Origin of the sequence: Bifidobacterium mizhiense (assembly GCF_020884755.1) — a bacterium.
GTDB lineage: Bacteria > Actinomycetota > Actinomycetes > Actinomycetales > Bifidobacteriaceae > Bombiscardovia > Bombiscardovia mizhiensis.
Window position 1 is genome coordinate 78019 of the sequence record NZ_BPWE01000004.1, and the last position, 26561, is coordinate 104579.

The 26561-nt window shown below is 58.8% G+C and carries 25 protein-coding genes; 3 read left to right on the forward strand and 22 right to left on the reverse strand.

The genetic code is table 11. The features are described from left to right. Nucleotides 1–8: 8 nt before the first annotated feature. The 7 genes from LPC22_RS06575 to LPC22_RS06605 form a co-directional block, all read right to left on the reverse strand. Entirely contained in the window at nucleotides 9–605 is a 597-nt protein-coding gene (locus tag LPC22_RS06575; RefSeq protein WP_229133216.1) for an RNA polymerase sigma factor, read from the reverse strand. 207 nt (nucleotides 606–812) lie between these two features. Continuing rightward, on the reverse strand, nucleotides 813–1346 hold the full coding sequence (locus tag LPC22_RS06580) for a ClbS/DfsB family four-helix bundle protein (RefSeq protein WP_229133217.1): 534 nt from the start codon (nucleotides 1344–1346) through the stop codon (nucleotides 813–815). 312 nt (nucleotides 1347–1658) lie between these two features. Then, entirely contained in the window at nucleotides 1659–3047 is a 1389-nt protein-coding gene (locus LPC22_RS06585) for an ABC transporter permease family protein (protein WP_229133218.1), read from the reverse strand. A gap of 32 nt (nucleotides 3048–3079) precedes the next feature. Further along, on the reverse strand, nucleotides 3080–3811 hold the full coding sequence (locus LPC22_RS06590) for an ABC transporter ATP-binding protein (RefSeq protein ID WP_229133219.1): 732 nt from the start codon (nucleotides 3809–3811) through the stop codon (nucleotides 3080–3082). A gap of 315 nt (nucleotides 3812–4126) precedes the next feature. Continuing rightward, nucleotides 4127–5167, reverse strand: a complete 1041-nt coding sequence (locus LPC22_RS06595; RefSeq protein ID WP_229133220.1) for a zinc-dependent alcohol dehydrogenase family protein — start codon at nucleotides 5165–5167, stop codon at nucleotides 4127–4129. Between the two features lie 295 nt (nucleotides 5168–5462). After that, nucleotides 5463–6032 carry an endonuclease III domain-containing protein gene (locus LPC22_RS06600; protein WP_229133221.1) on the reverse strand — a complete coding sequence of 190 codons (570 nt, stop codon included), beginning with the start codon at nucleotides 6030–6032 and terminating at the stop codon, nucleotides 5463–5465. Nucleotides 6033–6206: 174 nt separating this feature from the next. Continuing rightward, nucleotides 6207–6881, reverse strand: coding sequence for an HAD family hydrolase (locus LPC22_RS06605; RefSeq protein ID WP_229133222.1), 675 nt, complete (start codon nucleotides 6879–6881; stop codon nucleotides 6207–6209). A gap of 284 nt (nucleotides 6882–7165) precedes the next feature. On the opposite strand from LPC22_RS06605, the gene LPC22_RS06610 reads away from it, so the two are divergent. Continuing rightward, complete coding sequence (locus LPC22_RS06610; protein ID WP_024627731.1) at nucleotides 7166–7504, forward strand: metalloregulator ArsR/SmtB family transcription factor; 339 nt, start codon at nucleotides 7166–7168, stop codon at nucleotides 7502–7504. 10 nt (nucleotides 7505–7514) lie between these two features. Then, nucleotides 7515–8243, forward strand: coding sequence for an SdpI family protein (locus LPC22_RS06615; protein ID WP_024627732.1), 729 nt, complete (start codon nucleotides 7515–7517; stop codon nucleotides 8241–8243). A 202-nt stretch (nucleotides 8244–8445) separates the two neighbouring features. On the opposite strand, the gene LPC22_RS06620 is transcribed toward LPC22_RS06615, so the two are convergent. The 3 genes from LPC22_RS06620 to LPC22_RS06630 form a co-directional block, all read right to left on the reverse strand. Continuing rightward, nucleotides 8446–9801 (reverse strand): ApeA N-terminal domain 1-containing protein, encoded by a 1356-nt coding sequence (locus LPC22_RS06620; protein ID WP_229133223.1) that lies wholly within the window; start codon nucleotides 9799–9801, stop codon nucleotides 8446–8448. An 856-nt stretch (nucleotides 9802–10657) separates the two neighbouring features. Then, nucleotides 10658–12766 (reverse strand): bifunctional cytidylate kinase/GTPase Der, encoded by a 2109-nt coding sequence (der, locus tag LPC22_RS06625; RefSeq protein ID WP_229133224.1) that lies wholly within the window; start codon nucleotides 12764–12766, stop codon nucleotides 10658–10660. Next, entirely contained in the window at nucleotides 12763–13536 is a 774-nt protein-coding gene (locus LPC22_RS06630; RefSeq protein WP_198189725.1) for a pseudouridine synthase, read from the reverse strand. Before LPC22_RS06630 ends, der begins: the two co-directional genes overlap by 4 nt. Nucleotides 13537–13706: 170 nt before the next feature. On the opposite strand from LPC22_RS06630, the gene LPC22_RS06635 reads away from it, so the two are divergent. After that, entirely contained in the window at nucleotides 13707–14927 is a 1221-nt protein-coding gene (locus LPC22_RS06635) for an MIP/aquaporin family protein (RefSeq protein ID WP_229133225.1), read from the forward strand. 14 nt (nucleotides 14928–14941) lie between these two features. Here LPC22_RS06635 and LPC22_RS06640 read toward each other — a convergent pair whose 3' ends face one another. From LPC22_RS06640 to LPC22_RS06695, 12 genes are all read right to left on the reverse strand, one after another. Beyond that, nucleotides 14942–15289, reverse strand: coding sequence for a DUF3017 domain-containing protein (locus LPC22_RS06640; protein WP_229133226.1), 348 nt, complete (start codon nucleotides 15287–15289; stop codon nucleotides 14942–14944). Nucleotides 15290–15422: 133 nt separating this feature from the next. Then, nucleotides 15423–16796 (reverse strand): NAD-dependent succinate-semialdehyde dehydrogenase, encoded by a 1374-nt coding sequence (locus LPC22_RS06645; RefSeq protein WP_198189727.1) that lies wholly within the window; start codon nucleotides 16794–16796, stop codon nucleotides 15423–15425. Between the two features lie 131 nt (nucleotides 16797–16927). Beyond that, on the reverse strand, nucleotides 16928–18529 hold the full coding sequence (purH, locus tag LPC22_RS06650) for a bifunctional phosphoribosylaminoimidazolecarboxamide formyltransferase/IMP cyclohydrolase (RefSeq protein ID WP_229133227.1): 1602 nt from the start codon (nucleotides 18527–18529) through the stop codon (nucleotides 16928–16930). 52 nt (nucleotides 18530–18581) lie between these two features. After that, nucleotides 18582–19958 (reverse strand): cell division protein PerM, encoded by a 1377-nt coding sequence (locus LPC22_RS06655; protein ID WP_229133228.1) that lies wholly within the window; start codon nucleotides 19956–19958, stop codon nucleotides 18582–18584. Next, nucleotides 19955–20878, reverse strand: coding sequence for a succinate--CoA ligase subunit alpha (gene sucD / locus LPC22_RS06660; protein WP_229133229.1), 924 nt, complete (start codon nucleotides 20876–20878; stop codon nucleotides 19955–19957). Before sucD ends, LPC22_RS06655 begins: the two co-directional genes overlap by 4 nt. Next, nucleotides 20875–22089, reverse strand: a complete 1215-nt coding sequence (gene sucC / locus LPC22_RS06665; RefSeq protein WP_229133230.1) for an ADP-forming succinate--CoA ligase subunit beta — start codon at nucleotides 22087–22089, stop codon at nucleotides 20875–20877. The genes sucD and sucC overlap by 4 nt, the downstream gene beginning before the upstream one ends. 22 nt (nucleotides 22090–22111) lie before the next feature. Next, the gene (locus tag LPC22_RS06670) at nucleotides 22112–22696 is read right to left on the reverse strand and encodes an adenine phosphoribosyltransferase (RefSeq protein ID WP_229133231.1); all 585 of its coding nucleotides are present in this window, start codon (nucleotides 22694–22696) and stop codon (nucleotides 22112–22114) included. Nucleotides 22697–22804: 108 nt separating this feature from the next. Then, on the reverse strand, nucleotides 22805–23410 hold the full coding sequence (locus LPC22_RS06675; protein ID WP_229133232.1) for a preprotein translocase subunit YajC: 606 nt from the start codon (nucleotides 23408–23410) through the stop codon (nucleotides 22805–22807). A 66-nt stretch (nucleotides 23411–23476) separates the two neighbouring features. Further along, a complete protein-coding gene (ruvB, locus tag LPC22_RS06680) occupies nucleotides 23477–24553 on the reverse strand; it encodes a Holliday junction branch migration DNA helicase RuvB (protein WP_229133233.1) in 1077 nt (358 codons plus the stop codon). A 3-nt stretch (nucleotides 24554–24556) separates the two neighbouring features. Next, nucleotides 24557–25168, reverse strand: coding sequence for a Holliday junction branch migration protein RuvA (gene ruvA, locus LPC22_RS06685; protein ID WP_229133234.1), 612 nt, complete (start codon nucleotides 25166–25168; stop codon nucleotides 24557–24559). Nucleotides 25169–25210: 42 nt separating this feature from the next. Further along, the gene (ruvC, locus tag LPC22_RS06690) at nucleotides 25211–25792 is read right to left on the reverse strand and encodes a crossover junction endodeoxyribonuclease RuvC (protein ID WP_024627746.1); all 582 of its coding nucleotides are present in this window, start codon (nucleotides 25790–25792) and stop codon (nucleotides 25211–25213) included. A 4-nt stretch (nucleotides 25793–25796) separates the two neighbouring features. Next, nucleotides 25797–26552: a YebC/PmpR family DNA-binding transcriptional regulator gene (locus LPC22_RS06695; protein ID WP_229133235.1), complete on the reverse strand. Its 756-nt coding sequence runs from the start codon at nucleotides 26550–26552 to the stop codon at nucleotides 25797–25799. Nucleotides 26553–26561: the final 9 nt, after the last annotated feature.

The following is a 26561-nucleotide window of genomic DNA, read 5'->3' on the forward strand; positions in this document are numbered from 1 at the left end:
CCCTTCAATTATCTCTGGCTCTGCCGTTTATGGGGTTTGACAGGAGCGAGGTCTGTCAACTGCGGGCGCAGGATCTGCCTTGCCCGGGCAATGCGAGATTTCACAGTCCCAACCGGAACGTCGAGCAGGGAGGCTATTTCCGGGTAGGGTAACTCGTGGAGCCAAGCCAGGGTCACCGTATAGGCCATTTCTGCTGGGAGTGCATCAATCCTTTGCCGTATTATTTCCATCGTCAGATCCTTATTGACCAGTTCTACAGGCTCCAGCTGATCATCGGTTATCGAGTCAAGCTCCACCTGATCCATTTGGTCAGGTGGTTTCGGTTTGCGACGTTTCATATAGATTTGCCGCCGGGCAATGCTGAGTATCCAGGTAAGCACCTTGCTGTTTGCGCGGAAGGTTTTTGAGGAACGCCAGCAGCCCAGCCATGTGTCAGCAAAAACTTCACTGGCATCCTCATCGTCGGATATTCGCAGGGAAATAAAGGCTTGGACGGTATGAGCATACTTATTGTAAAGCGCTTCAAAGGCCGATTCATCGCCGTCAGCCACCATTTTGATCAGCCTTATATCATCAGCATCTGGATCAATGCGAGATCGTTTCACTGATGATGTCCTTCTCCGTATTGTCTACATCCTAGATATCGTCCTGCATACTGTTATGCAAGCGGTTATCGTGGTTATGCTCCATTGCTATTACGAATATGCTGAGATGATGCTTCTGGGGTCGCCCATCCTGTGAATCCCGTCGCAAGAGAACTCATTAACGTCTGCGTATCAAGCAACTTCTTATCAGGTGTAGGTGCCTAGCGCTTATTTACGTCCTTTCAAGTACTTCCGTATCTTCTTTAGGGCCCAGTCGTAATGGCTGGAGGTTGAAGAGATGAAGGCAGAGCCCAAGGTAGAGTTTCCTGTCCATGGGAGGGCGCCCTTGGTGAACAGCTGTTCGTTGGTGAAGGATTGCGCCAGGGCCATGACTTTCTTATGGGACTCGACGAACATGTTCAAGGCCTGATCGTAGGTGGTGTCATCATGCTTGTCCCGCAGCTTCACATTCATTTCGCCGTAATTACGCCAGTTGTAGCCGTCAGGAAGAAAGTCGTGGGTCCTGCCCTGCTGGTTGTCCTCCACCCAATTCAACAGCAGCTGATGCCACTCATAGAGATGAACGAGCACATCCTTGATGTTCCTGTCGCGTGCCCAATGGGCCCCCTTCTCCTTGCTCAGATCGAAGGAAAAGCGGCCATTGCGTTCTTCAGGTGTCAGCGGCTCAAGCAGCGCCACGAGTTTGTCGAAGCCATCATCAGCCGTCTTGATGAGTTCTTCCTTGGTGGTAGGTCGCGCCATGACGGTCCTCCATTTGTCTGTTGTTGACAAGATTTGACTGGTTCATCGTCACCTGTCACGGTTTGTCATTGACTGTACCCTATATGGGCCTTGCAAATGCTCGTGTGTAGGAAATCGTCGCATACTCCTGTGTTTACCTGTATTGGTGGGAAGCCATCAAGTGCTCACAGATGCACCTACCAATTAAATTCATCAAGCCGAGCGCTGCATATACCGACTTAATTTATTTAACAAGAGGCATGAGGGAATGGCAGAGGTCGGCAGGTTTGGATTGGCGCAAATATGTATTCGGGTGCATACAGCAGGACTTTATTACTCGCCTATGGCATGCGATATGACGCTGACAGAGTTCTCGAATCTGGTGGTCAGAGCTTGGATTCCTGTGGCTGCGGCACCAAGCAGGGATGCGATGAGCACCACTACGATCCAAGCGCCCCATTGCACGCTCATCTGTGCTTTGCCCATGAAGCGCGAGAGCATGAAGGTCAGGGATGAGGTGCAGAGCAAGGTGATGACCAGGGAGAACAGTGTGCTGGTAATCATGGTGATGATGCCGTCAAGTGCGCCTAATACTCTGAGCTGGCCGATTCCAGCACCTGATACGTAGGTCAGCGCCAGATCAAGTCCTCTGCCTTTGGAAGTGATCAAGGTGCCTGCAATTGCACCTGTTATCGCGATGATCAGTGGCGGTCCAGTGAGCGCCAGGAGACTCGCAAACATGTCAGTGGTCGCCGGAACAGTGCTGCCTGGTGTGGGGGGCAAAGCGACTTGCATGGTGGTGATCATCGTGCTCAACCCTCCGCTGACGGTCATCAGCAATGACAGACCTGCAGTCATAGGGATGATCGCCGCTCCCTGGCGCTGTATGCTGCCGACAGCCTGCTGGCCTGCCAGCCTCCAGGTTCTGGATGGCAACGCCACAGTACGCGTCCATATTGCCGTGAAGCCGGGCAGGAAGTATGGTGCGAAAGCTGCCAGCGAGAATATCAGGAGGAACATGCCGCCCATGGCGAAGGCGAGAAATACCGTCATCCTATCCGCAGCGGCATTGCTGCTCATCTGACTGGCAGGAGGGTTCGTTGCAAGTGCAAAAGCTGGAATCAGCAACATACAGCCCGCGCCAATCAAGCATACGATTCCTAGGAGGAAGCGGAAGACACCTATCTGCTTTGGCGGGTTCTGGGATTGCCTGAGGGCTTCCATTGGTCGTATTTTCGAGAGCGAACGGATAGTCAACAGGGTGCTTATGAAGATGGGCGCAGCGCTGAAAGCGAGGCTCTTGTCCAGCGAATTGAACAGGTGGCTGCTGGCATATGTCAAATGCAAATCGAGTGGATTTGTCACCATGGCAAAAATCAAGGGCGTAACCACTGGCAGCAAAAGGCAGGTGGCTGCAATAGACAGGATGAATAATCCCATGACTATCAGCAGATTCCAGGCCAGCAGTTGCCAAGGCAGAGCGCCTTGTAAAACCATGAGCGCCAGTTGATGCCGTCGTTGATTTAGTGCTGAGTTCATGACCCATAGCAACACAGCTACGGTGATGATCACGCTGAATGCTAAGGCGGGACCAGTGTATGAGGATCCAAGTTCCTGCTCCGGGCCCTGATAGTCCTGATCAATGATTGCGGCGACCGCAAAGAGGGAGCAGATGACAGTCTGGGATACGACCATGGCCAGCAAGACGGCGCTCCAGACCATAGGCGCTGCTTTGAGTTCGGACAGAGCGCCTCTCATGCCATGGGCGCTTTCGCAGAGAATGATTGGCTGATTTGGCCATCGCGCACGGCAAACAGCCGATCGCACTGACCTGCCACCTCATTGTTATGCGTCACCAGTACGATGGTTTTCTTTTCGTGGTTGGCAAGTTCCTTCAGCACCGATATGACCTTTTCTCCGGATTCCTGATCCAGGGCGCCAGTTGGCTCGTCCGCGAATACCACGTCTGCGTCGGATAACAGGACCCGGGCCAGGGCAACACGTTGCTGCTCGCCGCCAGACAGCAGGGTGACGCTTTTCTTTTTCTGATCGATCAGGCCAAAGTACTTCAAGAGGGAATCCGCCGTCTTTCTGGGGAAGCGGGATCCACGAAGGGTGAATGGCAGAGCCAGATTCTGTTCGACTGTCATGCTGGTGATCAGGTTGTAGGACTGGAATACGAAGCCTAGATGCTGGCGTCTGAACTTGGTCATGGCCGACAGCCCCAGACGGGTTATGTCCTTGCCCAGCAGAAGCACAGTTCCGCTAGTGGCCTTCTCCAGCCCAGCCAGGCAGTACAGCAGCGTCGATTTCCCGCTGCCTGACGGCCCGATGATGCCGGTCATCTCCCCCGGATAGGCAGTGAATGCGATGTCATTGAGAATGGTCAATGAATCGCCGCGGCGCGGGGAGACCACCATGGACAGCCCCGTAGCTTCAATCGTTGGTGTCGGGCCTCTGCTCGCGCTTAGGTTGGGGTTATTCATAGTTGCATCTTTCCCTTGGATGATCATCGACGACCTTCCAGACCGAGGCATCTACGCTCAGTAATGCTGATTCGCCTCGCAGATGTCATGTGCCCTCGTTCGTCGCTTGACCCTGTATGACGGTCATCCTTGTCGTCATCAGTCACTTCCATTGATATCAGCGAAAGAAGGGATGAAATACCCTGATTTACCCTGAATTATCCCTGACTCGGCCCTGATTTTTTCAAAATAAGAGACATGTTCAGGAAGGCATGCTTACGCGGCGCCACCGGTAATGTCAGCAGCGCCGAGAATCAGCTGATTACTGTTGCAGCCTCATTCGCTAACAAGCAGCAGGGATTTGATGGCGGTGCGCTGGTCCATGGCCTCATAGGCCTCTTGGATGTGATCCAAGGCAAAGCGCTTGGTGAAGACCTTGCCTGGCTGGATGCTGCCCTTGAGCACCTGGTCAAGCAGCAGATGCCTGTCATATGTGGTGACTGCGGCCGTGCCTCCTCGCAGCCCAACATTGCGCCAGAACAGCTTAGAGGTGTCCATGGTAGCCTGCTGCGGCACACCTACCCTGCCGACCACTGCGCCGGGCCGGGCCACCCTGACGGCGGTATTGGTGGACAGTTCGGTGCCCACGCATTCCAGAACCGCATCGGCTCCTGCTCCGTCGGTGAGGGCCATGACCTGCTCCACAGCAGCGTCGCCGCGTTCAGCCACGATGTCAGTGGCTCCGAATTCACGCGCCAGCTTCTGTCGGTCCTCATGCCGGCTCATGGCGATGATGCGTTCGGCCCCACGCAGCTTGGCTGCTATGACACCGCACAGACCCACCGCTCCATCGCCCATGACCACGACCGTATCGCCTTCTTTGACCTGGGCTGTTGCGGCTGCATGATAACCGGTGGCCATCACGTCGGAGAGGGTCAGCAGAGAGTCAAGCATGTCGTCGCTGTAGTCCTCAGGTTGGCCAGGAATCTTCACCAAGGCCCAGTCCGCATTGGTGAATCGCAGATACTCGCTCTGGTAGCCGCCGCTCCCCCGCCTGTCCGGATCAAGGCAATCTCCGTCGAAGCCGGCCCTGCAGGCTGCGCAGTGCCCACAGCCATGAGTGAAGGGCGCTATGACGAAGTCCCCTGGCTTGACATGAGTGACCTCCGAGCCGACCTTCTCGACCAGGCCGATGGCCTCGTGCCCTACGTGACTGCCTGAGGGCATTGAGGAAATCCCCCGGTACCACCACAGGTCGGATCCGCACACGCAGGCGCGGACGATCCGAATCACGGCGTCTTTAGGCTTTTCGATGGTCGGCATCGGCGCTTCCTCCAGCTCGATGCGGCCTGGCTTCACAAACTTTGCTGCCTTCATGCTCTTGCTCCCCATTCTTCACTACCTGGCGTATTTGCCTGCCAAGTATGCGGATGAAACATAGTCTACGGAGTTCAATCCGCTTGAAGTCAAGTCAATACCTTATTGTGCGCGATTCATAGAGGTGTGGACAAGATTGTCACACGGGAATACGGTCATAAGATGCAGCCATATATAAGTGCTGTATCGGGGGTGCCATATAGAGGTGGCGTATATAGGTGTACCGTCATATGCCTGATGACATAGCCTACACGTCCCTAGATGAACTTCATCGGCCGAACCACAAGGGATCAATTCACTTGGAAGAGCTTTCAGGACTGCCAAGTTCCTTGAGGAAGGCAGCGTAGGCCTGGGGGTTGCGATGGTTTTTGCCTGCTTGGACAATCAGCCCGTGGTATTCGCGCAGATCGTTCAGTGGCCATTGATCAACCCGAATAAAATCCGCCTCGTACTCTTCACCCTCTTGGTATGACCGCAGGGAGGCCCACCCCAGACCGTCCAGCATCCGGCGTGCATAGGCGTCCCAGATGAAGCAAGGCTGGCCGAAGGCATAGAGCCGTATGACATCCGCCGTCTCGCGTCCAACCCCGGCAATGGTGAGCAGGTCGTCACGCAGGCTTTCATCCGTGCAGTCCTCAACATCGGCCGTGCGGATGCCGTGAGCCAGCAGCCACTGAGCCAGGGCTTTGCAGGTGCGTGCCTTGGCCTTCATGAAGCCGCTTGATCTGATCAAGTTTGTCAGCCTTGCTAGGTCGACGCCGGCCATGTTGCAGGGGTTGAGCAGATCGGCTTCGCGCAGCTGCTCGATGGACATGGCCGCGTTTCCCCAGGCTGTATGTTGGACCAGCACCGCTCCGATCATCATTTCGAAGTCGGTCTCTGCCGGCCACCAATTCTGCAATCCCAGACGAGCGAGCAAACGTGAGTACAGCCACCTTGAGCAACCGGCATTTATCCTGCCTGAATTGCCCATAACGCCTCCACCAAACTACTTGACGCTTTTCATGGTAACAGCTGGCTCCGGCCGTTGCGGAGCGAGTCAGAGAATGGTAGGCGCCTGGGCGAAGTCAGTGATAGCGCCATCGGCCTCAGAGCGAATGGCATCCCAATCCTTGGCCGAAGACTGGTCGTACATGGCCCAGACCTTCATCCCAGCGCGTTTGGCCGAATCGACGGCGACCAGAAGATCCTCGAACACTGTGCAGTGGTCGGGCGCAACGCCCAGCATCCGTGAAGCCAACAGGTAGATTTTGGGTTCCTCCTTGCCAATGCTTTTGGCATCATCCACGCTGCAGACCTGGTCGAAACAATCGGTCATCCCAGCGTGCTTCAGAGCAGCCTGTCGCAGGCGTGGCGGGAGGCTGGTTGCCACAGCCAGGGCGGCACCGCTGGCTTTTAGCGCTTGCAAGTAATCGAGTGCATGTGGCTTGGGTTGTACAGCTGTGGCGTAGAGCAGGAGCGCGTCCTCGTTCCACTCCTCCACAAGATCTTCTGGGCGCTCGTCAAGGTGGAAGTGGTCGATGGTGTATCTGGCGATGGCGCCGGTCTGCATGGAGGCGACTACAGATGCGTAATCGTCCGGCATGGGGATGTTGCGGCGAGCGAAGAATCGTTGGTCGATTTCCTTCCAGACTCCCATAGAATCCAGAAGAGTGCCGTCGAGATCGAAGATGGCGGCCTTGCCAATGTTGACTTTTATTCCATTTTCGCCCATGCCGCAAATTCTCCTATTCGCCGAAGTTATTCATAGTAGCATGACCTCAGATCGGGTCTGGCTCACCGGGTTTGAGCCAATGTTCTCCCCAATCAGCCTTGGCTTCAGAAAAGTAGGTATGTTCAACAGTTTAATGTCGCCACGCCAGGCATCAATCCGGGCGATTGTCAATTATTTTGCGCTCAGTGAGTGAAAAGCGCATAAAAGTTGAAGAAGATATACAATATTGGTTGAAACAATGTTAGCATGCAAATACTAGAGAAAATCATCGAAAAAGGAGACTTATGGCTATTCAAGAAACAACAGCGGCTCTGGCTGATCCCCTGCGTCGTCGTGTGCTGGATCTTTTGGAGCAGGGCGGCATGGAGGCTGGACGCCTGGCCGAAAAGCTGGGAATGACGCCATCCAAGCTGTCCTATCATCTGCGGAAGTTGAAAGAAGCAGACCTGATTGTCGGCCACAAGCAGGGCACCAGGGTCATCTACGAACTCAATCTGAGCGTGCTGGACAGCACTATTCAGTGGCTCTACCGCCTGCGGACCAGCGCCAGCGACAAGAGAAGTGTGTCTGAGCCTCAGACTGTGAGCAAGGAAACTGGTTCGACGGCGGTTTCTGAATCCTAAGGAGACTCTCATGGCGGATGGCAGCAAAGCGGGTCGGTTCGTCCCGACCCTTGTCGCGGCTCAGTGGTTGCCGGGGATAATCATGCTGGGCGTAAGCCGCATAGTGGTCAATCGTCTACCGAATGAAAACGTACCGCTTCATTGGAACGCACAGAACCAGGTGGACCGCTGGGGCTCTCCCCAGGGGCTGGTTTGGATGCCCTGCTTCTGTCTTGTCATTGCGCTGATTTGGACCATCCTCATGATCGTCCTGCGCGCATATTTGATTAAACGTGGTGATGAAGTGGGACATACCTTGACCGTTTTTCTGCTGGGTGGTCTATGCATGCAGATTATTCTTGCGGTTTTAGATCTGTTCGAATTAGCTTACGCTGATCCTCATTGGGGCTGGTGGCCGACGGATTTCGGCATTGATAAGGTCGCCATGCTTTTGACCGGTCTGACTCTCATAGTCATCGGCAATCTTGCTCCTAAAACCAGACCCAACGGCATCAGCGGTTTCCGGGTGCCAGGTGCCTACGCCAGCCGCGAGGCTTGGCGCCGTTGTCAGCAGTTTGGCGGGGTGCTCTTCATGATTCTGGGCGTGGTCATGATCCTGTCTGCCTTGGCTTATAGCGGAGTCAGACTCTATTGGACCTGTGGAACCGCTCTGGCAATCGTCCTTGTACTCATATGTGCCTATGGTTCATACGCTGGCAGAAAGTATGCCGGGCAGGGCGGACCCGTGTACCACCGCTAGTGCTTATATGCAATGAGTGGTTTGAAGGAGACTGCAAATAACAGATCTGCATATACGTAATGGGGACTATCTGAATCTTTTGGAAGGATTTGGAGGTCCCCTAAATACAACAAATGTCCAGAAACACAGTTCTTTCTACAAGGATTTGCAGACAAGGCCGTCTAGTCGAGAAGGCAGAGTTAGATATAGATTCGTTTGATGCTCATTTCTGCTCTTCGTTCTCATCCCAAAGTAATTTATATCCACCTCGCATGTGATCCCATTCCGCACGACTCTTTAAAGTATCTTTATCAATCCCAAGGTTGAGTGCTATCCAACATCTGAAGGTGAGAACTGCTTTTTGCCAGGAATTGAGACACACTATTTTGTCAGGTCTCTTCCTATTTGCGTGTTTTATCCCGTTATAGGCCGAGGTAGTTTGCAATATCCAGTTGTTAACTTCAAAGGGAAGGATATCTTTTAGATTTTCAGTTATTCGTTTTAATCTGTCTTTGAAACTAAACTTATTGGCATCTTTTTTGTTCTTGCCATCGGCTTTCAGCAAATAATATCCCAAAGCCTCCAGGCCAGAACCAGCTTCTAATAACCTAACTTCAGGCGTGGCTTTGTCTAGTGTAAATGAAGTTACGATTGGGTCAATCGCTCGTGGTATCTGATCGTACAATGAAAGCCATTTCTGTACACCGTCTTCTTTCAACTCTGCATATTGAATCAAGCCTCGATCATATTTTGGTTTATGGCGTTCCTGAATCCCCTCGGTTATTGGCAGCCACTCATTAGCAATTTCTTCGTTTGCAGTAGCTGCAGTATCGGGTGAACGAAGGACTTGTGATTCAGTTAAATCGCGATCTTCTCCATACGAAATGCGAAGCAAATCCTGTATTGCTTTAGACAAGTGCCTCGCACTTTGCCAAGAGAGAAGGTGAGATGATCTGGTCTCTATATATGTCTTGTCGTTTATTGTACAGGTGTCATCTTTAGAAGAATAAGAAAGTGACCAATCAAAATGAATATATCCGAGAGGATTGTATTGAAGACGTATGTCGTCAGGACTTCTAATGATAAGTGTCTCGGACCTGTTTCGAGAATCTCTGTTTGATAGTCTTTTTCTTTCGATATTACTGTTTCCAATCCACTGCCTCAAACCGGAGATTGAAGTCCGCAACCCATATATTTTTTGATAATTTGTATGTAACCTTGCCCCCATTACGGCGCAATCAGCAATTATTGTCCCCCTGGCTCCGCCGTTTCCACCTATTACTTGAGTCATACTGTATTTGCGGCAATTTAATAAAGCGATACTACCGTCAATATCGTAAAACCACAGATTTCTAGGCACTGGATATATGTCTTGGATCTCAGCTATATCCGCTATATTGATCCCGTCATCAGTCCATAAGTTAGAAATAGCATCTACATTATTCCACGATATAGTTATCTCTATGCCATCTTCAGTGATGCGTATTGGCACTTGCATCTCGGGGAATAGATAATCGTCGCTGACGAGAGTTCCCACTCTAATCATCTCTGGTGAAAGAACATTGCTATTATGAGCCATTCTTAATTACTCGCAATCTTAATAGAAGTTGACTAGTAACGGGTATATTTGTAGTATAAATAATTTTACAGCAAAAAATTGTGTTGGCTTTTGTTAAGAAGAGGCTCACAGCAATATGACTTTGAAAGAGAGAATTACACCTTTCATGGATCTCCAAATACTGTGTGTAGAAAATGGATTCCTTGTTGTTGCTGAAGCCGGACGGTTCAAGATTGCAGATGAAATCTCCAGGCAAAAACACCACTTTAGCGCTGCCTTAGGCTCCTTCGGAAATGTGAAAAGCGGTCGCCTCTATAAGGTTATCCGTATCCTACTAGGTTAAGCGTCAGGACCTGTGGCACCACTGGGAGCAATCGCAGTTTGCGGCCTGTTATCCCCCTCTTTTGTATCTTTGGTATTACGGAGAAGGCGGCATAATAAGACTGGCAAATCAGTTCATCGGAAATTTCCAGAAGCTTTACCACCCTATCCTGAATACTGAAGATACCAATCTTGAGCTTATCGACACTGCTTGTCGTTTTTCATAGTTCGCGATGCGATATAGCCTGAAGTTAACCCGGAGTCGAGTCGACATATCGGACTGAGTCGTGTTTGCTACTTTACACAGCTGGCGAAGCAGCTCCTGTATCGGCATACTGGTCTTTGCTGAATCGCAGTGTTCAACATAGGCTAGACTTAGACAACTTTATCGGCACTCTGCATAATCATTCGTATTTGCGACATTTTGCTGTAATGCCTGAGCCGATTCTGTGAAAATACAGAGCGCTCGTGCATCTACGATGCGACGAATCGGCATACCTAGGATCATTTGAGAAAGGTCCCTGGGTCGACTTAAGAGCCGGGCCAGGGACCTTCTTTATTTGCGCTTCTTCTTTTCGCGGATGTGCACGGAGATCTGAATGGGAGTGCCCTCGAAGCCGAACTCCTCGCGCAGGCAGCGTTCCAGATAGCGGCGGTAGCCGTGCTCCAGGAAGCCGGTGGCGAAGATCACGAAACGCGGCGGCCTGGTGGAAGCCTGGGTGGCGAAGAGGATCCTCGGCTGCTTGCCGCCCCGCAACGGATGCGGATGCGCGGCCTGAACCTTGCCCAGGAAGGAGTTGAGCTTGCCGGTCGGTATGCGCTTATCCCATGATTCCAGAGCAGTGCGCATGGCCTTGGCCAGCCGATTGGTGTGCCAGCCGGTCTTGGCAGACAGGTTGACCCGCTCGGCCCAGGTGACCCGGTCGAACTCGGTCTGCCAGAGCCGCTCGAGACGCTGACGGCCGAAGTCGTCCAGCAGATCCCACTTGTTGAAGACCAGGACGATGGCCCGGCCGGCATCCACGGCCTGGCTCATGACCTTCAGGTCTTGGTCGGCGATGGGCTGGGAGGCATCGAAGAGAATCAGCGCCAGTTCCGAGCGTTCGATGGCCGCCTGGGTGCGCAGACTGGAGTAGTACTCGGCCCCCGAGATCTTGTGCACGCGACGCTTGATGCCGGCGGTGTCGATGAAGAGCCAGTCCTCGCCGTCCACCTGTACCACCTCGTCGACCGGGTCGCGGGTGGTGCCGGCCACATCGTGAACCACGGCCCGCTCCTCGTGGGCCAGCTGGTTGAGCAGGGAGGACTTGCCCACGTTGGGCCGGCCGACCAGAGCCACCCGACGCAGCCCCTCCGGGGTGAGGAATCCCGATGTTTTCTCAGCCTTGCTGAGCTGTTCCAGCGCTGCATCCAGCAGGTCACCTATCCCCCGGCCGTGCATGGCGGAGATGGCATAGGGTTCGCCCAGGCCCAGCTTCCAGAATTCCGAAGCGGTGTAGTCGGCCATCCGGTCATCCAGCTTGTTGACAGCCAGGACAACCGGTTTGCCGGCGGCCCGCAGCATGGTGACGATCCGCTCGTCGCTGGCGGTCAGCCCCACCTGACCATCCACGACCAGAATGACGGCATCAGCCAGGGATACGGCGACCTGCGCCTGGGAGGCGATGGCGGATTCGATGCCCTCCACATCGCTCTCCCAGCCCCCGGTGTCCACCAGCTTGAATTGGGTGCCGGCCCATTCAGCCTCGTAGCTAACCCGGTCCCGGGTTACGCCAGGGGTGTCCTCAACCACGGCAGCACGGCGGCCGAGAATCCTGTTGACCAGGGTGGACTTACCCACGTTGGGCCTTCCCACCACGGCCAGCACGCCCACGGCCTTAGGGCCTTGGTCCTGGTCATCCTGATTCTCGGAGCCGCCCTCTAACAGGGCGCGGTCCTCCTCGTCCAGCTCATAGTCGTCCAGGTTGCGGGCGTACTGGTCGTAGGAGTCCTCCTCCATGGCCGAGGAGACCAGATCGATCAGGACCTGCAGGGTCTGCTCGAAGGTCAGATCGGAGTTGTTCACGGTGGTCACCCCGTCCGCGGCGCTCATGAAAGAGGTGACCTTGGAGTCCCGGGCATCCCGGGCAGCCAGATCCTCGGCGCCGGCTGACCCGGCCTGGGCCTGGCCGCTTCGACGGGCTTGGCGGACCTCCTCACGGGCTGTCAGCAGTACACGGACCTGGGCATCCGGGGCCACCACGGTGGTGATGTCCCGTCCTTCGGCCACCACGCCCCGCTCCTGGTCGGCCATAATGGCCCGCTGGGCAGCGATGAGGACATGCCGCACTGCCGGAATCGAAGAGACCACGGAAACATGCTCGGAGACCCTGGTAGAGCGTATCTCTTCATCCACGTCACGACCGTCCAGGCTGACAGTGGGATGTTCGGGATCGAGCCCCATGACCAGGTGGCCACCGGTGATGGAATCGGCCACGGCCTCGGTGATCGCCTCCTGGTCGGGCTGGTCCGCGTCCAGGTCCAGCCCGCGGTCCATGCACCAGAGGGTGACCGCCCGGTACATGGCGCCCGTGTCCAGGTAGGCCAGGCCGAAATGCTTAGCCAGGGCCCGCGAAGTGGAGGACTTGCCCACTCCCGCTGGGCCATCGATGGCGACGGTGATCACAGTCCGACCTCCTTATCCAGAGCCTTGATCTCGGCGGCGGAGAGCACCCGGTAGGAGCCAGGACGAATCTCGCCCAGTCGGATGGGGCCGATCTGGGTGCGCACCAGCCGGGTCACCGGGTAGCCGATGGCGCCGAAGATGCGCCGGACTATACGGTTCTTGCCCGAATGCAGGACCACCTTGACGATGGTGTGCTCGCGGTTGTGGTCGATGATGGCGCAATGGTCCAACCGAATTAGGCCGTCATCCAGCTCCACACCCTGGGTGACCAACCTCCGGCAGACATTGCCACCAATGTGGCCACTGAGCGTGGCGATATAGGTCTTCTCCACCTCGTAACGCGGATGCATGACGTGCTGGGCCAGCTCCCCGTCGTCGGTCATGAGGATCAGGCCCTCGGAGTCATAGTCCAGCCTGCCCATGTGGAAGACCCGCTCGTAGCGGTCCCCGATGATGTCGCGCAGGGTGAACCGGCCCTTGGGGTCGTCCATGGTCGAAAGGACCTTACGGGGCTTGTTCAGGGCAAGGGTGACATGCTTGTCGTTCAGATGGATGCGGGATCCATCAACGCGGATCTGCTGGTGGGATGGATCCACCCGGCTGCCCAAGGTGGTGACCAGCTCGCCGTCGACCTCGACCCTGCCCTGGGTGATGATCTGCTCGCATTTGCGACGAGAGCCGAATCCGGCCTGGGCCAGCACCTTTTGGAGGCGGATGCCTTCCTCCCCCTGTTCGTGCGCTCTGATCGCCTGTGTGTATGGATGTGGCATCGTTCTCCCAACGTGGCCTGATAGATATGTAACGGTTAACGTTCCGGGCGACCGCAGCCGCCAAAAGGTCATATCATACTATATCGGAGCCTAGGGAAGTGTTGTTGGCTTGCCCTAAGCTGGAAGCTGTTGTTGTTCATTGTCGTCGAAGGGATTGCAAGGTGGGGAACATGACTATGGAAGCAAGTGCTGAGCCGGTCCTCGAACAGGCCGACGGGCAGGTTGCCGCAAAGCCCGTCCGCAGGCGGATCAGGCCTCGTGATGTGCGTTGGATTCGTGCCGCCGCCGAGCTGGCGGGCACCTTCCTGATCTGCGCGGTCATCTACCTGTCCTACAGCTTCGGCCAGCTGGTCATGGGCCAGCCCAGTGTGGTGCTGCCGGTCCTGGGAACCGCCCTGACCTACCTGGTCGTGACGGCCATGTTTGGCGGCGTCTCCGGCGGACACTTCAACCCCGCCGTGACCGTAGCCGCCATGTTCACCTCGCAGATCAGCATGGTGGACGGGCTGATCTACATCGTCGCCCAGGTGATCGGCGCTATTGGCGCCGGTGCACTCGCTGTCGCCCTTGTGCCGGTCAGCAAGTCCGTGCCGGACAGGACCTGGCTCATGTTCTCGGTCAACGGTTTTTCCGGCGGCTCGCCCGCTGCAGCCACTCTGGGCCAGCAGCACATCGCCTTCGGGGCGCCCATGGCCATCGTGGTTGAGCTGATCGGCTGCATGATCGTGGTGGCTGCGGCCATCACCACCCTGCGCTCTGACGGACGTGCCCGCCGCAACCATGCCCTCTACACCGGGCTGGCCTATGGCGTCGGCGTGCTGGTCACCTACCCCATCACCTGCTCGGGACTGAACCCCGCTCGCTCCACTGGTATCGCCATCTTCGCCCAGTCCAAGCACATGGCCGTCAGCCCGATCTCGCAGCTCTGGCTCTTCTGGATCTGCCCCCTGCTGGCTGCTTCTCTGGTGGCCCTGGTCATCATCATGACCAGCATCATCACCGACAACATGGCCATGCGTGCTATGGGTGCCGCTACTGATGCGCAGCGTGTTGCACAGGTGGATGCAGATGCTCAGGCACAAGCACAAGCTGATGCTTTTGCCCCCGGTGCCCAGGCTCAGGATCAATCGGCCCAGGCATCTCCTGCTCCGGTTCAAACTCCTGTTGCTGATACAACTGACACGGTCGCCCCTGCAGACACCAATGCTCAGACCGTTGATGTATCGTCTCTATCCGATTCCGATGCAGGTCAGAATACTGATGCTGGAGAGGACACTGTTGCCCCTGCTGAGGCAGGAACCATTCCTGATCTGCAGGTCGAGCCCCTTCATACTGCTTCTGAAAACGAAGACGGTGACAATCAACCCGAAGACAAGCCTACTGAAAGCTGAAAAGTCAAAAAAGGTCACAGCATCAGCTGAATGCTGGTGTAAGTGACCAGCAGGCCGATGCCCAGGGAGATGCTGATAAAGGCATCGAAGGGCACCGACCGCACCTTCCAGGGGCTGCGTTCCTTGAGGATCAGGCGCAGGGCGCCGCAAACCAGGGCCGCGACGGACACCAGTCCAGTCGCGGCCCATGTGTATCCGCAGAAGGCCACGAGCGCGGCGACAAGCACCACGAGAAAGATGATGGCCTCGCAGATAGGACGACCCTCCTGAGCCTCCGAGACGAAGGGGTGGCCTCGACCAGAAGTCTTGGGCGGTTGCGGGGGCTTGGGGTTCGGGTTTTCAGTCTTAGCCGCGTCTGCCATGTTCTCCTGCCTTCCGCACATGCTCTGTCGGTTCGAGCCTACCAGTGCTGTTGACGCAAAGCGACCGTGCCGCCATCGCCCTTGGACGATGATGGCACGGTCGCTGTTTCAACAAGGAGCCGGAGCAGTCCGATCAGTTCTTGTGCTGGAAGATCAGATGCTCGTTGGCGAAGGTGTCGAAGCCCAGGCTGTAGAGCTCGCGGCCGTAGCCGGAGTTCTTGATGCCGCCGAAGGGCAATTCAGGCATGGTCACCCATCCGCCGTTGATGAAGGTCATGCCGGTCTCGATGCGACGGGCCAGGGCATCCGCATGGTCGGTATCCGAGGAGAAGACCACACCGCCCAGGCCGTAGCTGGAGTCGTTGGCCAGTTCAATGGCCTCATCCTCGTTGGCCACCTTGTAAATGGAGGCCACAGGGCCGAACATCTCCTGGTTGTAGACGGGGTTGTTACGGTCGATGTCCGTCAGAACCGTCGGGGTGAAGAAGGCCCCCGGCGAATCATAGGGCTTGTTACCGTAGGCGACCTTGGCTCCACCGGCCACAGCGCTTTCGACCTGCTTGGCCAGGTTGTCACGGGCGGAGACCATGCACATGGGGGCCAGCGTGGTTTCGGGGTTGCTGGGATCGCCCAGAACCGCGTGCGAGAAGGCATCGACGATGAGCGAAACGAAGTCATCGTAGCGATTCTCCGTGACGATGAAACGCTTGGAGGAGGTGCAGACCTGGCCGGCGTTCGTCAGCCTGGCACCTGGGGCCACCTTCTTGAGCAGATCCCAGTCAGCGTCATCCAGGACGATGAAGACGTCGTTGCCGCCCAGCTCCATGGAGGACTTCTTCAGGTTGGCTCCAGCCGACTTGGCCACGGAGGCGCCGCCGCGCTCCGACCCGGTCAGGGCCACGCCAGAGACGCGGGGATCGGCGATGGCACGGTCCACCTGGTCATAGTTGACAAAGAGGTTGGTCAGGCTGCCCTCGGGGGCTCCTGCTTCTTTCACGGTCTGTTCGAAGGCCACAGCCGAGCCGGGCACGTTGGAGGCGTGCTTGAGGATCATGGGATTGCCCAGAATGAAGTTGGGGGCGAACACGCGCATGATCTGGTAGTAGGGGAAGTTCCAAGGTTCAACCATGAACACGATGCCGGTGGCCTGCTTGACGTAGTAGGCCTTGCCGGCGGGGTTGTCCAGGGGGACGGGAGCCAGCAGCTCCTCGGCGTGGTCGGCGAAGTAGTCGGCGATGTCTGCGCACAGCTCCACCTCGGCGCGGGCCTCGCCCACCAGCTTGCCCATGTCCAGGGTCAGGTTGGCTGCCAGGGTGTCCTCGTTCTGACGGAAGAGCTTGGCGACCTGACGCAGCTGTGCGGGACGATCTCCGGGGCCTTCCTGCTTGCGCCAGGTCTTGTAGAGGTCATGGCCACGGGCCAGGGCGTTCTCCAGGTCTTCATCGGTGGCATCTGGATAGGTCTTGATCAGTTGGTTGTTAAAAGGATTGACAGTCTGATAGGTCACAATATCTCCTTCGAATTATGGGTACCTAGTCAGCATCATCGCTGGTCAGTTCATTCAGCATATCACCGCATTGGACCCTGCGGTCAAAGAATTTGCCGCAGGGCGACATTTGACCGCAGGGTCCGGTTTTATCAGTGGAAGAAGTGGCGTGTCCCGGTCAGATACATGGTCAGATCGGCGTCCTGGGCGGCCTTGATCACCTCTGGATCACGGATGGAGCCTCCCGGCTGCACCACGGCCCTGATGCCGGCCTGGATCAGATATTCCAGACCATCTGCGAAGGGGAAGAAGGCATCGGATGCGGCCACTGAGCCCTTGGCCCGGTTACGGCCCTCATCCAGCGTGTTGGCGCGCTCGACTGCCAGGTGGCTGGAGTCCACCCTGTTGACCTGGCCCATACCAATGCCCACGGTGGCTCCCTGGTTGGCCAGGAGCACCGCGTTGGACTTGACCGAGCGGATGGCCCGCCAGGCGAAGGTCAGATCATCCATGGTTGCCTGGTCGGCTGGGTTGCCGGAGACCAGACGCCAGGTGGAGGGATCGTCCCCCGGGGCGTCGATCAGGTCGGGCGTCTGCACCAGGGCTCCCCCGTCGATTTGACGGATGATCGGGCGCTGACGCGGACGGCGTTGCACAGACAGGATGCGCAGGTTCTTCTTGGTTCGCAGCAGGTCCAGGGCCTCGGGCTCATAGCTTGGAGCCACAATCACCTCGGTGAAGACCGGCTTGATCTGCTGGGCCATGGTCAGGGTGACCGTGCGGTTGGCGGCGATGACCCCGCCATAGGCGCTCATGGGATCGCAGGCGTGGGCGCGACGGTGGGCCTGGGCGATGTCCTCCCCCACGGCCAGACCGCAGGGGTTGGAGTGCTTGACTACGGCCACTGCGGGCAGGTCGGGGAAGTCCCAGACCGAGCGCCAGGCGGCATCCGCATCCACGTAGTTGTTGTAGCTCATTTCCTTGGCTCCGCCCAGGTGCTCTGCAGCGGCGAAGCCATCACGATCCAACGGGTCCAGGTAGAGGGCGGCCTTCTGGTGGGGGTTCTCCCCGTAGCGCAGTTGGCTGGCCAGACGCCAGGTGCGCGTCAGCGCCTGGGCTGGCTTCTGATCCTCGGCTTTGTCCTTTTTGTCGTCGACCCATGTACGTGCTGTCCACTCGGCGATGGCCGCGTCATAGGAGGCGGTCAGGGCGAAGGCTTTGGCAGCCAGACGTCTACGCTCGGCCATGCTGAAACCGGTGCCGGAGGCGATGCGGTCGGCTGCCAGGGCATAGTCGTCCGGGTCGGTGATCACAGCCACGCTGGCATGGTTCTTGGCGGCGGCCCGGATCATGGCAGGGCCACCGATGTCGATGCGCTCCAGGCACTGGTCAGCATCGGCGCCCTCGAGGACGGTCTGCTCGAAGGGGTAGAGGTTGACCACCACCAGGTCGAAGGGGGCTATGCCCAAGTCCTTGAGTTGCTGGACATGGTCGGGATTGGTCATATCGGCCAGCAGCCCGGCGTGTATATGCGGATCCAGGGTTTTGACCCGGCCGTCAAGACTTTCGGGAAAACCGGTGACCTTTTCCACCGGGGTGACCTGGACGCCCAGATCCTGCAGCTTCTTTGCGGTGCTGCCGGTGGAGACGACCTCGGTGCCTGCCTGGCGGAAGGCCGATGCCAGGGCCTCAAGACCCTGCTTGTGGTAGACCGAGACCAGTGCTCGGTTGATGGTTCGATTCGTGGTGACCATGGAAACTCCTACTCCTATGCTTGAATGCCGAGGCGCCCCGCCACCTTCGGACCTACTTGCCTGGTCTGCGGGTGGACGAGACCTGTCGTGGTGTGTCTGCTCGGTCGGTTGCCTTGGACTCCTTTCTCCCCTGACCGCGTGATTGGTTGTGTTTTTCTTTGTTTTCCGCCTTGGCGGAAGTTTTCTTGGTGTCTGCCTGACGCAGATAGTCAATCAGGATGTCCTTGATGATGACCAGGGCGGCAATGACGAGTACCAACAGCCATACTCCCAGCAGGCCGACCCCCAGGGAGGTCCCGATCATGCGCAGGGAGGAGGCTATGGGTACGCCCACTCCGGCAAGTCGCTGGCGGCCCAGGGCCCCGTTGGAGAGTTGGAAAAGCAGGGCAAGACCGAGCAGGGTGACCAGCCAGGTCAGGGCCATGGCCAAGGTTGCCATCAGGAAGCAGACTGCGGTATCTCGGGATTTCAGTCCCGCTTGGCGCACAGCGGCGTGAATTCTGACACCCCATGGTCCGGTGAGCAGCAGAATGCCCGCAACCACTCCGGCCAGCAGAGGCAGGTTGAGCAGGAGCAGACGAACCTCCTGCCGGGAGACCGGTTCTGGGAACAGCCCGAAGAGGGGCAGCGAGGGCAGACTTGAGGCGTGTCCGGACCAGAGGGTGAAGGTCGCCAACCCACCGATGTTGAAACCGCTTCCGAAGAGCCAGGAGGCAGCCCAGATGATCAGATTGGGCAGCCAGGCAAGGGAGGCCAGACTGGTCGTTACAGCCGAGGCGGTGCCCATACGCGTCAGTTTGAACAGACGGCCCACGTCTCCGTGATAGAGGGCGATCCATACAATCAGGGCGATCAGGCCGGCGGTCAGCATGGCGGCCAAGAGTATCGATCCGGCCGTGAGTCCAAGCCGAATGGTCCTGCGAACCTGAACAGGCACGGCCTCTTTGATTCGTTTGGTGAAAGCCTGGCGGAAGGGTTCAGAGCGGACCCAGGCCCAGCCGTAACCCAATAGGAAGACCAGGCTGGTCCGCAAAAGAATGACCGGGGTGGTGTCCACCTGGACGGTCTGGCTGCCCTGCATGAGGATGAGGCTGCACAGCACCCAAACGACCAGGCCGGCAATGCACCCACCGACGGACATGCCCAGCCGGCTGACCAGGGAGCGAATCATCCAAATCAGCAGACCGGTCAGCAGCAGGGGGATGATGGTCAGGGTCAAGGCCCCGGCCGTGAATCCACAGCCCTGGGTGAGCAGGGTGATGGTTTCTGTCAGGGCCACAGTGGCCATGGACAGTGATGGCCCGCCCTCCTCAATGGAAATGATGAGCAGGAGCAGGGCCATGCAGGCGCCGAGGGCGACAGTGTAGATAAGTATGGCTAGGAAGGCCTCGAGGGCCCCCCGGAGCCACACTTTCACCCTGTCGGTCATATGATGGCATGCTCCCGTAGCAGGTCGCGGGTCAGGCGGGCCGTCTCGCCGGGTGTGGTGCCCACCTTGATGCCGACGGACTCAAGCACTTCCTTCTTGTCGGCGGCCGTGCCCTTGCCGCCCGAGATGATGGCTCCGGCGTGGCCCATCTGCTTACCCTCTGGGGCGGTGAAGCCGGCGATATAGGCCACGATGGGCTTGGTCATGTGGGTGGAGGCCCATTGGGCGGCCTCCTGCTCAGCCGAGCCGCCGATCTCGCCGATCATGACGCAGGCCTTGGTCTCAGGATCACGGTTGAAGGCCTGCAGGGCCTCCAGCATGGTGGTGCCGACGATGGGGTCGCCGCCGATGCCTAGGCAGGCGGTGAAACCGATGGAGGACAGCTCCCCCATGAGCTGATAGGTCAGTGTGCCCGACTTGGAGACCAGTCCCAGCGGGCCGCGACCGGCGATACCCTGCGGGATGATACCTAGATCAACGCCGACGCCGTTGGGTCGGTCAGACATGGTCATCAGTCCTGGGCAGTTGGGGCCGACGATGCGGCAACCGCGTTCCCTGGCCAGGGCCACGCAGTATGCGGTATCGGCCACGGGAATGCCCTCGGTGATGACCACGATCAGGGTGATACCGGCCTCGATGGCTTCGACCATGGCATCCTTGGCGAACCTGGGCGGGACGAAGACTACGGTGGTACGGGCTCCGGTCGCCTGGCGGGCGGCTGCGCAGTCGGCATATACGGGCACATGACGGGTCTGGCCGTCCGGACCGTCGAAGTCGACCGTCATTCCGGCCTTGCGGGCGTTGACTCCGGCCAGGATGTTGGTGCCTGCCGCCATCATGTGGGCCGTGTGGACCATGCCCTGGTGACCGGTCATGCCCTGGACCATGACGGGGGCTCCGTCTTCAATGAAGAGGGTCATCGTCCCGTCTCCTTTCCTGCCTGGGCGGCCAGGGCCACGGCCTGGTCTGCCGCCTCCTCCATGGTGCGGGCCACCTTGAGCCGAGGCTGTTGGGCCTTGGCCAGCAGGTCCAGCCCTTCGGCAGCCTCATTGCCGTCGAAGCGGACCACGATGGGCCGGTCGTCGTTCTGGTCCTGCTCACCCTCAGCATCCACGGCTGCCAGGATGCCCTGGGCCACCTGCTGGCAGGAGGTGATGCCTCCATAGACGTTGACCATGACCGAACGGACCTTGGGGTCGGAGAGGACCACGTCCAGGCTGGTACGCATGACTTCAGGAGAGGCTCCGCCGCCGATGTCAAGGAAGTTCGCGGGTCCGATAGGAAGGCCCTGGCGCTGTCCTGACCCGGCCACCGCGTCCAAGGAACTCATGACCAGTCCTGCGCCGTTGCCGATGACGCCTACCTGGCCGTCCAGATGGACGTAGTGCAAGCCTGCAGCCTTGGCCTTGGCCTCCAGAGGGTCCACCTGGGCTGGGTCCGCGAACCGCTTCCAGCCGTCGTGCCGGAAGGCTGCGTTCCCGTCCAGGGAGATCTTGGCATCGAGGGCATCCAGGTGCTTGGTGGCCTCGTCGTCCGGGTCGCCCACCTTGGCCAGGGGGTTGATCTCGACCAGGGTTGCGTCACTGTCCTGGAAGGTGTGCCACATACCCAGAAGTATCTGTGCAGCCTGCTCCAGATCGGCATGGTAGAAGCCGATGCGCTCGGCCATGGTGCGGGCAGCCTGCCTGTCGAAATCCTCCAGGGGGCCGATGTGCAGGCGCCGAACTGATTCGGGATGCTCGCGGGCGATGGTCTCCACCTCGGTGCCGCCGCTGGCCGTGGCCAGGACATCGTAGTCCCGGGAGGTGCGGTCCACCGAAATGGACAGGTAGTATTCGTGCAGGATGTTGCGGGCCTCGGTGACCAGGATCCCGCTGACAGGATGGCCATCGATGTTCATGGGCAGAATGGCCTCGGCCAGTGCCACGGCCTGTTCGTGATTCTCGGCTCGCTTGACGGCTCCCGCCTGTCCCCTGTGGCCGATGGTGGCCTGGCCCTTGATCATGCAGGGATAACCGATGACATCGGCCGCCTGGCCGGCCTCTTCTGCTGTTGAGGCATAGACGGCCCTGGGCTGGGAGATTCCATGCTCAGCGAGCAGCTGCCTGGCCTGATATTCGTACAAATCCATGGTGATGGTCCCCCAATCGTGCTCAGGCGGGCATATTCATCAGGCAGGTGACCGGGTAGGCGCCCAGGGCCTTGCGACCGTCCAGCCCATTGAGCTCCATGACGAAGCTGAAACCGGCCACCTGGCCACCAGCCTGCTCCACCAGACGTGCAGCTGCCTGGGCGGAACCGCCGGTGGCGATCAGGTCGTCAACAATCAGGACTCGCTGGCCTGGCTTCAGGCAGCCCTGCTCGATTTCGATGCGGGCGTTGCCGTATTCGAGGGCGTATTCCTGGCTGTAGGTAGGATCGGGGAGCTTGCCAGCCTTGCGCATGGGCAGGAAGCCCTTACCCAGGTCGCAGGCCAGCTGGGGGCCGATCAGAAAGCCGCGTGCCTCAAGCCCGGCGACCAGGTCGAAGTCCTCCGGCTTGACGGGCAGGGTGCGCTTCATGGCGTCGAGGATGATGGCCAATCCCCTGGGATCCGACATGGCCGGGATGAAGTCCCTGAAAAGGATCCCCTTCTTGGGAAAGTCCGGAATGGTACGGATCAATGAGATCAGATAAGCGGCGTCGTCATCGCCCACCTGCTTAAGTTCTCCAACCTTGATATCGTCCGATTGAGCCATGATCTTCTTTCTGTTTTGCTCCTTGGAAGTGGTTGCCGGGGCCATCATACGCGCGCCGCGTTTCCGTTCGGAGTCAGCCTGACGGAAGGTGTGGCGCGCGTATGACCTTCAGGACTTGGCGGAAGTCGAGTCCTGAGTCTTGGACTCTTTGGATTCGTCAGAATCTTTGGGCGCATCCGATTCGTCAGCGTCATCGGACTTATCTTCGGTCTCGGCCTTGTCTGATTCTTCTTCAGGCTCCGACTCGGAATCCGATTGGGTTTCGGCCTCTTCCTTGCTCTCAGAAGCGCCAGCGTTCTCTGTGGCAGTATCGTCAGCGGCGGTGTCTTCACCATCGGTATTGTCGTCAACGTTGTCGTCGGCATCAGCGTCGGTGACTTCGGCTGGAGCATCCGTATTCTCGGGCAGGGGGTTGCCGTTTTCGTCAACCTCGTCGTCGTGGATATAAGCGGGGACGATGGGGGGCTTGGTGATGGCCTGGATGCGCCAGCGGGACTGTGAACCCTCGGAGTCGATGACCACCTGCTCCTTCTCCAGGTCCACGGAGACGACCTTGCCCAGGAGACCAGTCGTGGTGGCTACCTCGTCACCGGGCTGCAGGGACTGGCGGAAGTCCTGGACGGCGGCCTGCTGTTGCTTGCTCTTGCGGGAGCTTCCCCACATCATGGCTATCATCAGGGCGATGATGACGATCATGAAAAGCATGGATCCCATGGTTGTTTCCACTCCTTGTTTTGGCGGGCATCAAACGGCGATGTGCATTGCTGCGAAGACCCCAGTCTAGAACAGCTTCATGACATCCTCGGGCGGTTTGCGGCCCAGGTGCTCCCAGGCCTTGGTGGTGGCCACACGGCCCTTTGGAGTGCGCACCAGGAAGCCTTCACGCACCAGGTAGGGCTCACAGACCGTTTCGACTGTCTCGGCCTCCTCGCCCACCATGGCAGCCAGGTTGTTCAGGCCCACGGGACCGCCGTCGAAACTGTTGACGATGGCCTTGAGGACGGCCAAATCCAGACGGTCCAGCCCCTCAGAGTCAATCTGGTAGAGGGCCAGGGCCTGCTTGACGTCATCGGGGCCGACTTCGGGAAGATCGTGGACTATGGCCCAATCGCGCACACGGCGCAGGAGGCGGTTGGCGATCCTGGGTGTGCCGCGGGAGCGTAGGGCCAGCTGATGGGCGGCATCATCCTGCAGAACGATGCCCAGCACCTTGGCCGACCGTTCGACCAGCTTCTCCAGCTCCTCCTCCGGGTAGAAGTCCAGATGGGCGGTGAAGCCGAAACGGGCCCGCAGGGGTGAGGGCAGCATGCCTTCACGGGTGGTGGCACCGATGACCGTGAACCTGGGCAGGGTCAGCGGAATTGAGGATGCTCCTGGGCCCTTGCCCACCATGACATCCACGCGGAAGTCCTCCATGGCGATGTAGAGCAGCTCCTCGGCGGCCCTGGGCAGACGGTGGATCTCGTCGATGAAGAGCACCTCGCCGGCCTCCAGGGAGCTCAGGATGGAGGCCAGGTCGCCGGCATGCTGGACAGCCGGCCCCGAGGTGACACGGATGGGCACCTCGAGCTCGTGGGCGACGATCATGGCCAGGGTGGTCTTGCCCAGGCCTGGAGGGCCTGCCAGCAGGATGTGATCCGGGGCCACGTCCCGCTTTTTTGCAGCCTCCAGAAAGAGCCCTAGCTGGGCCTTGAGCCGGGGCTGGCCGATGAACCCGTCCAGGGTTTCCGGCCGCAGCTCTTCGTCGCTGACAGGCTCGCCTTCGATGGGCCGGGCCGAGACCATCCGCAGGGATTCCTCCTGGGCGTCGCCATTCTGGGAGTCGATGTATCCCGTAGACATCTGCTTGTCAGCCATGGATCAGCGCCCCCTGTCCAGCCGGGTCAGGGCCTGCTTGAGCACCTTGGGAATGTCGGCCGACTGCAGGGGCATGGTGTAGCCGCCCTCGCTGCAGGTCTGCTCCACGGCCTGCTCCGCATCACGCTGTAGCCAGCCCAGAGAGATCAGTCCCTCAACCACCTGGTGGGCGCCATCGTCGGTCTGGGCGGGTCCCTGCTTGCCTGTGCCGGCATCCAGATCCAACTTGCCAGAGAGTTCGAGGATGATCTTCTGAGCGCCCTTCTTGCCCAGGCCCGGCGCACGGGACAGGGCCGCGGCATCGCCGTCAGCCACGGCCTGGGCCAGCTGGTCCGAGTTCAGGGTGGCGAGGATGGACAGGGCCACGCGCGGTCCGATGCCGTTGACCTTCTGCAGCTGGGCGAAGAGGGATTTGGAGGTGCGGCTGAGGAACCCGTAGAGGGTCAGCGCGTCCTGGGTCAGGGACAGTGCGGTGTAGACGGTGACCGTGGATTCGGCCCGCATGGAGGCCAGGTCCGATTGGGGCATGCGCACCTCGAAACCCACACCCGAAACATCGATGACGGCAGAGCCTGTTTCGATGGCGGCCACCCGCCCGGTCAGCATTGCCAGCACTTGATCACCCCTCGATGGAATCGAACGTCTGTTCGAATCAGCTTACATGTCTCGCTGGACTCCCCGGTGCCTTCCAAACTTGGCAGAGGCCTGGGCCCATTGACGCTGGGCCTGGGTCAGATGCTCCTCGCGTTCCCCGCCCTGGATGGCCCCGGCAGGCCTCAGGGCGTGGCAGATGGCCTGGGCCAGAGCATCGGCGGCATCGGCGGGCTTGGGTAGCTGGTTGAGCCCTAGGATGCGGGCCACCATCCGTTGCACCTGGATCTTGTCAGCCTGGCCATTGCCGGTCACGGCCATCTTGGCCTCTGTGGGTGTATGCAGGGCCACGGGAATGCCTCGCTGTGCCGCTCCCAACATGGCCAGCCCTGCCGCTTGGGCGGTTCCCAGCACGGTGTTGTGATTGGACTGGGCGAAGACCCGCTCGATGGATACCACGTCGGGGCTGAAACGGTCCAGGGCGGCCGTCAGCCCCTGGTAGATGGCCAGCAGGCGCAGGTCCTGGCTCTGTTCCGGGTCTGAGCGCACGACGTCCACATGAACAAAGGAAAGCCGGCGCGATGCACCGGCTTCAATAACGCCAACGCCGCATCGGGTGAGCCCCGGATCGACGCCGAGAACGATCATAAGGTCACTCGTCGTCCAACTGGGCCATGACCTCGTCGGGCGCAGTCCAGTTGCTGTAGATCTCCTGCACGTCGTCCAGGTCGTCCAGGTTGTCGATCAGCTTGGAGACCTTGCGGGCGGAGTCCAGGTCCAGGGTGACCTCGCTCTTGGGGTTGAGGACCAGGTCGGCGGAGTCGTAGTCCATGCCGGCGTCCTGCAGGGCCTTGCGGACGTTGACCATGTCGCCGGGGGCAGTCAGCACGGTGTAACTGTCGCCGTTGTCCTGCACGTCCTCGGCACCGGCCTCGGCGGCCTTCTCGAAGACCGTATCGTAGTCCAGTCCCTCCGAGGGGACGATAATCTGGCCCTTGCGCTCGAAGTTGAAGCTGACCGATCCGTTCTGGGCCAGGGAACCGCCGCCCTTGGTCAGGGTGGAACGGACCTCGGCCGCCGCGCGGTTGCGGTTGTCGGTCAGGCACTCGATGATGATGCCCACGCCGGCAGGAGCGTAGCCCTCGTAGACGATGGTCTCGTAGTTGGCTGCTCCGGCCTCCTCGCCCGAGCCGCGCTTGACGGCCCTGGTGATGTTGTCTGCGGGCACGGAGGACTTCTTGGCCTTGACGATGGCGTCGTAGAGGGTGGGGTTGCCGTCGGGGTCACCGCCGCCGGTGCGGGCGGCGATCTCGATGTTCTTGATCAGCTTGGCGAAGAGCTTGCCACGCTTGGCGTCGATGGCTGCTTTCTTGTGCTTGGTGGTCGCCCACTTCGAATGCCCTGACATATGTCTCCT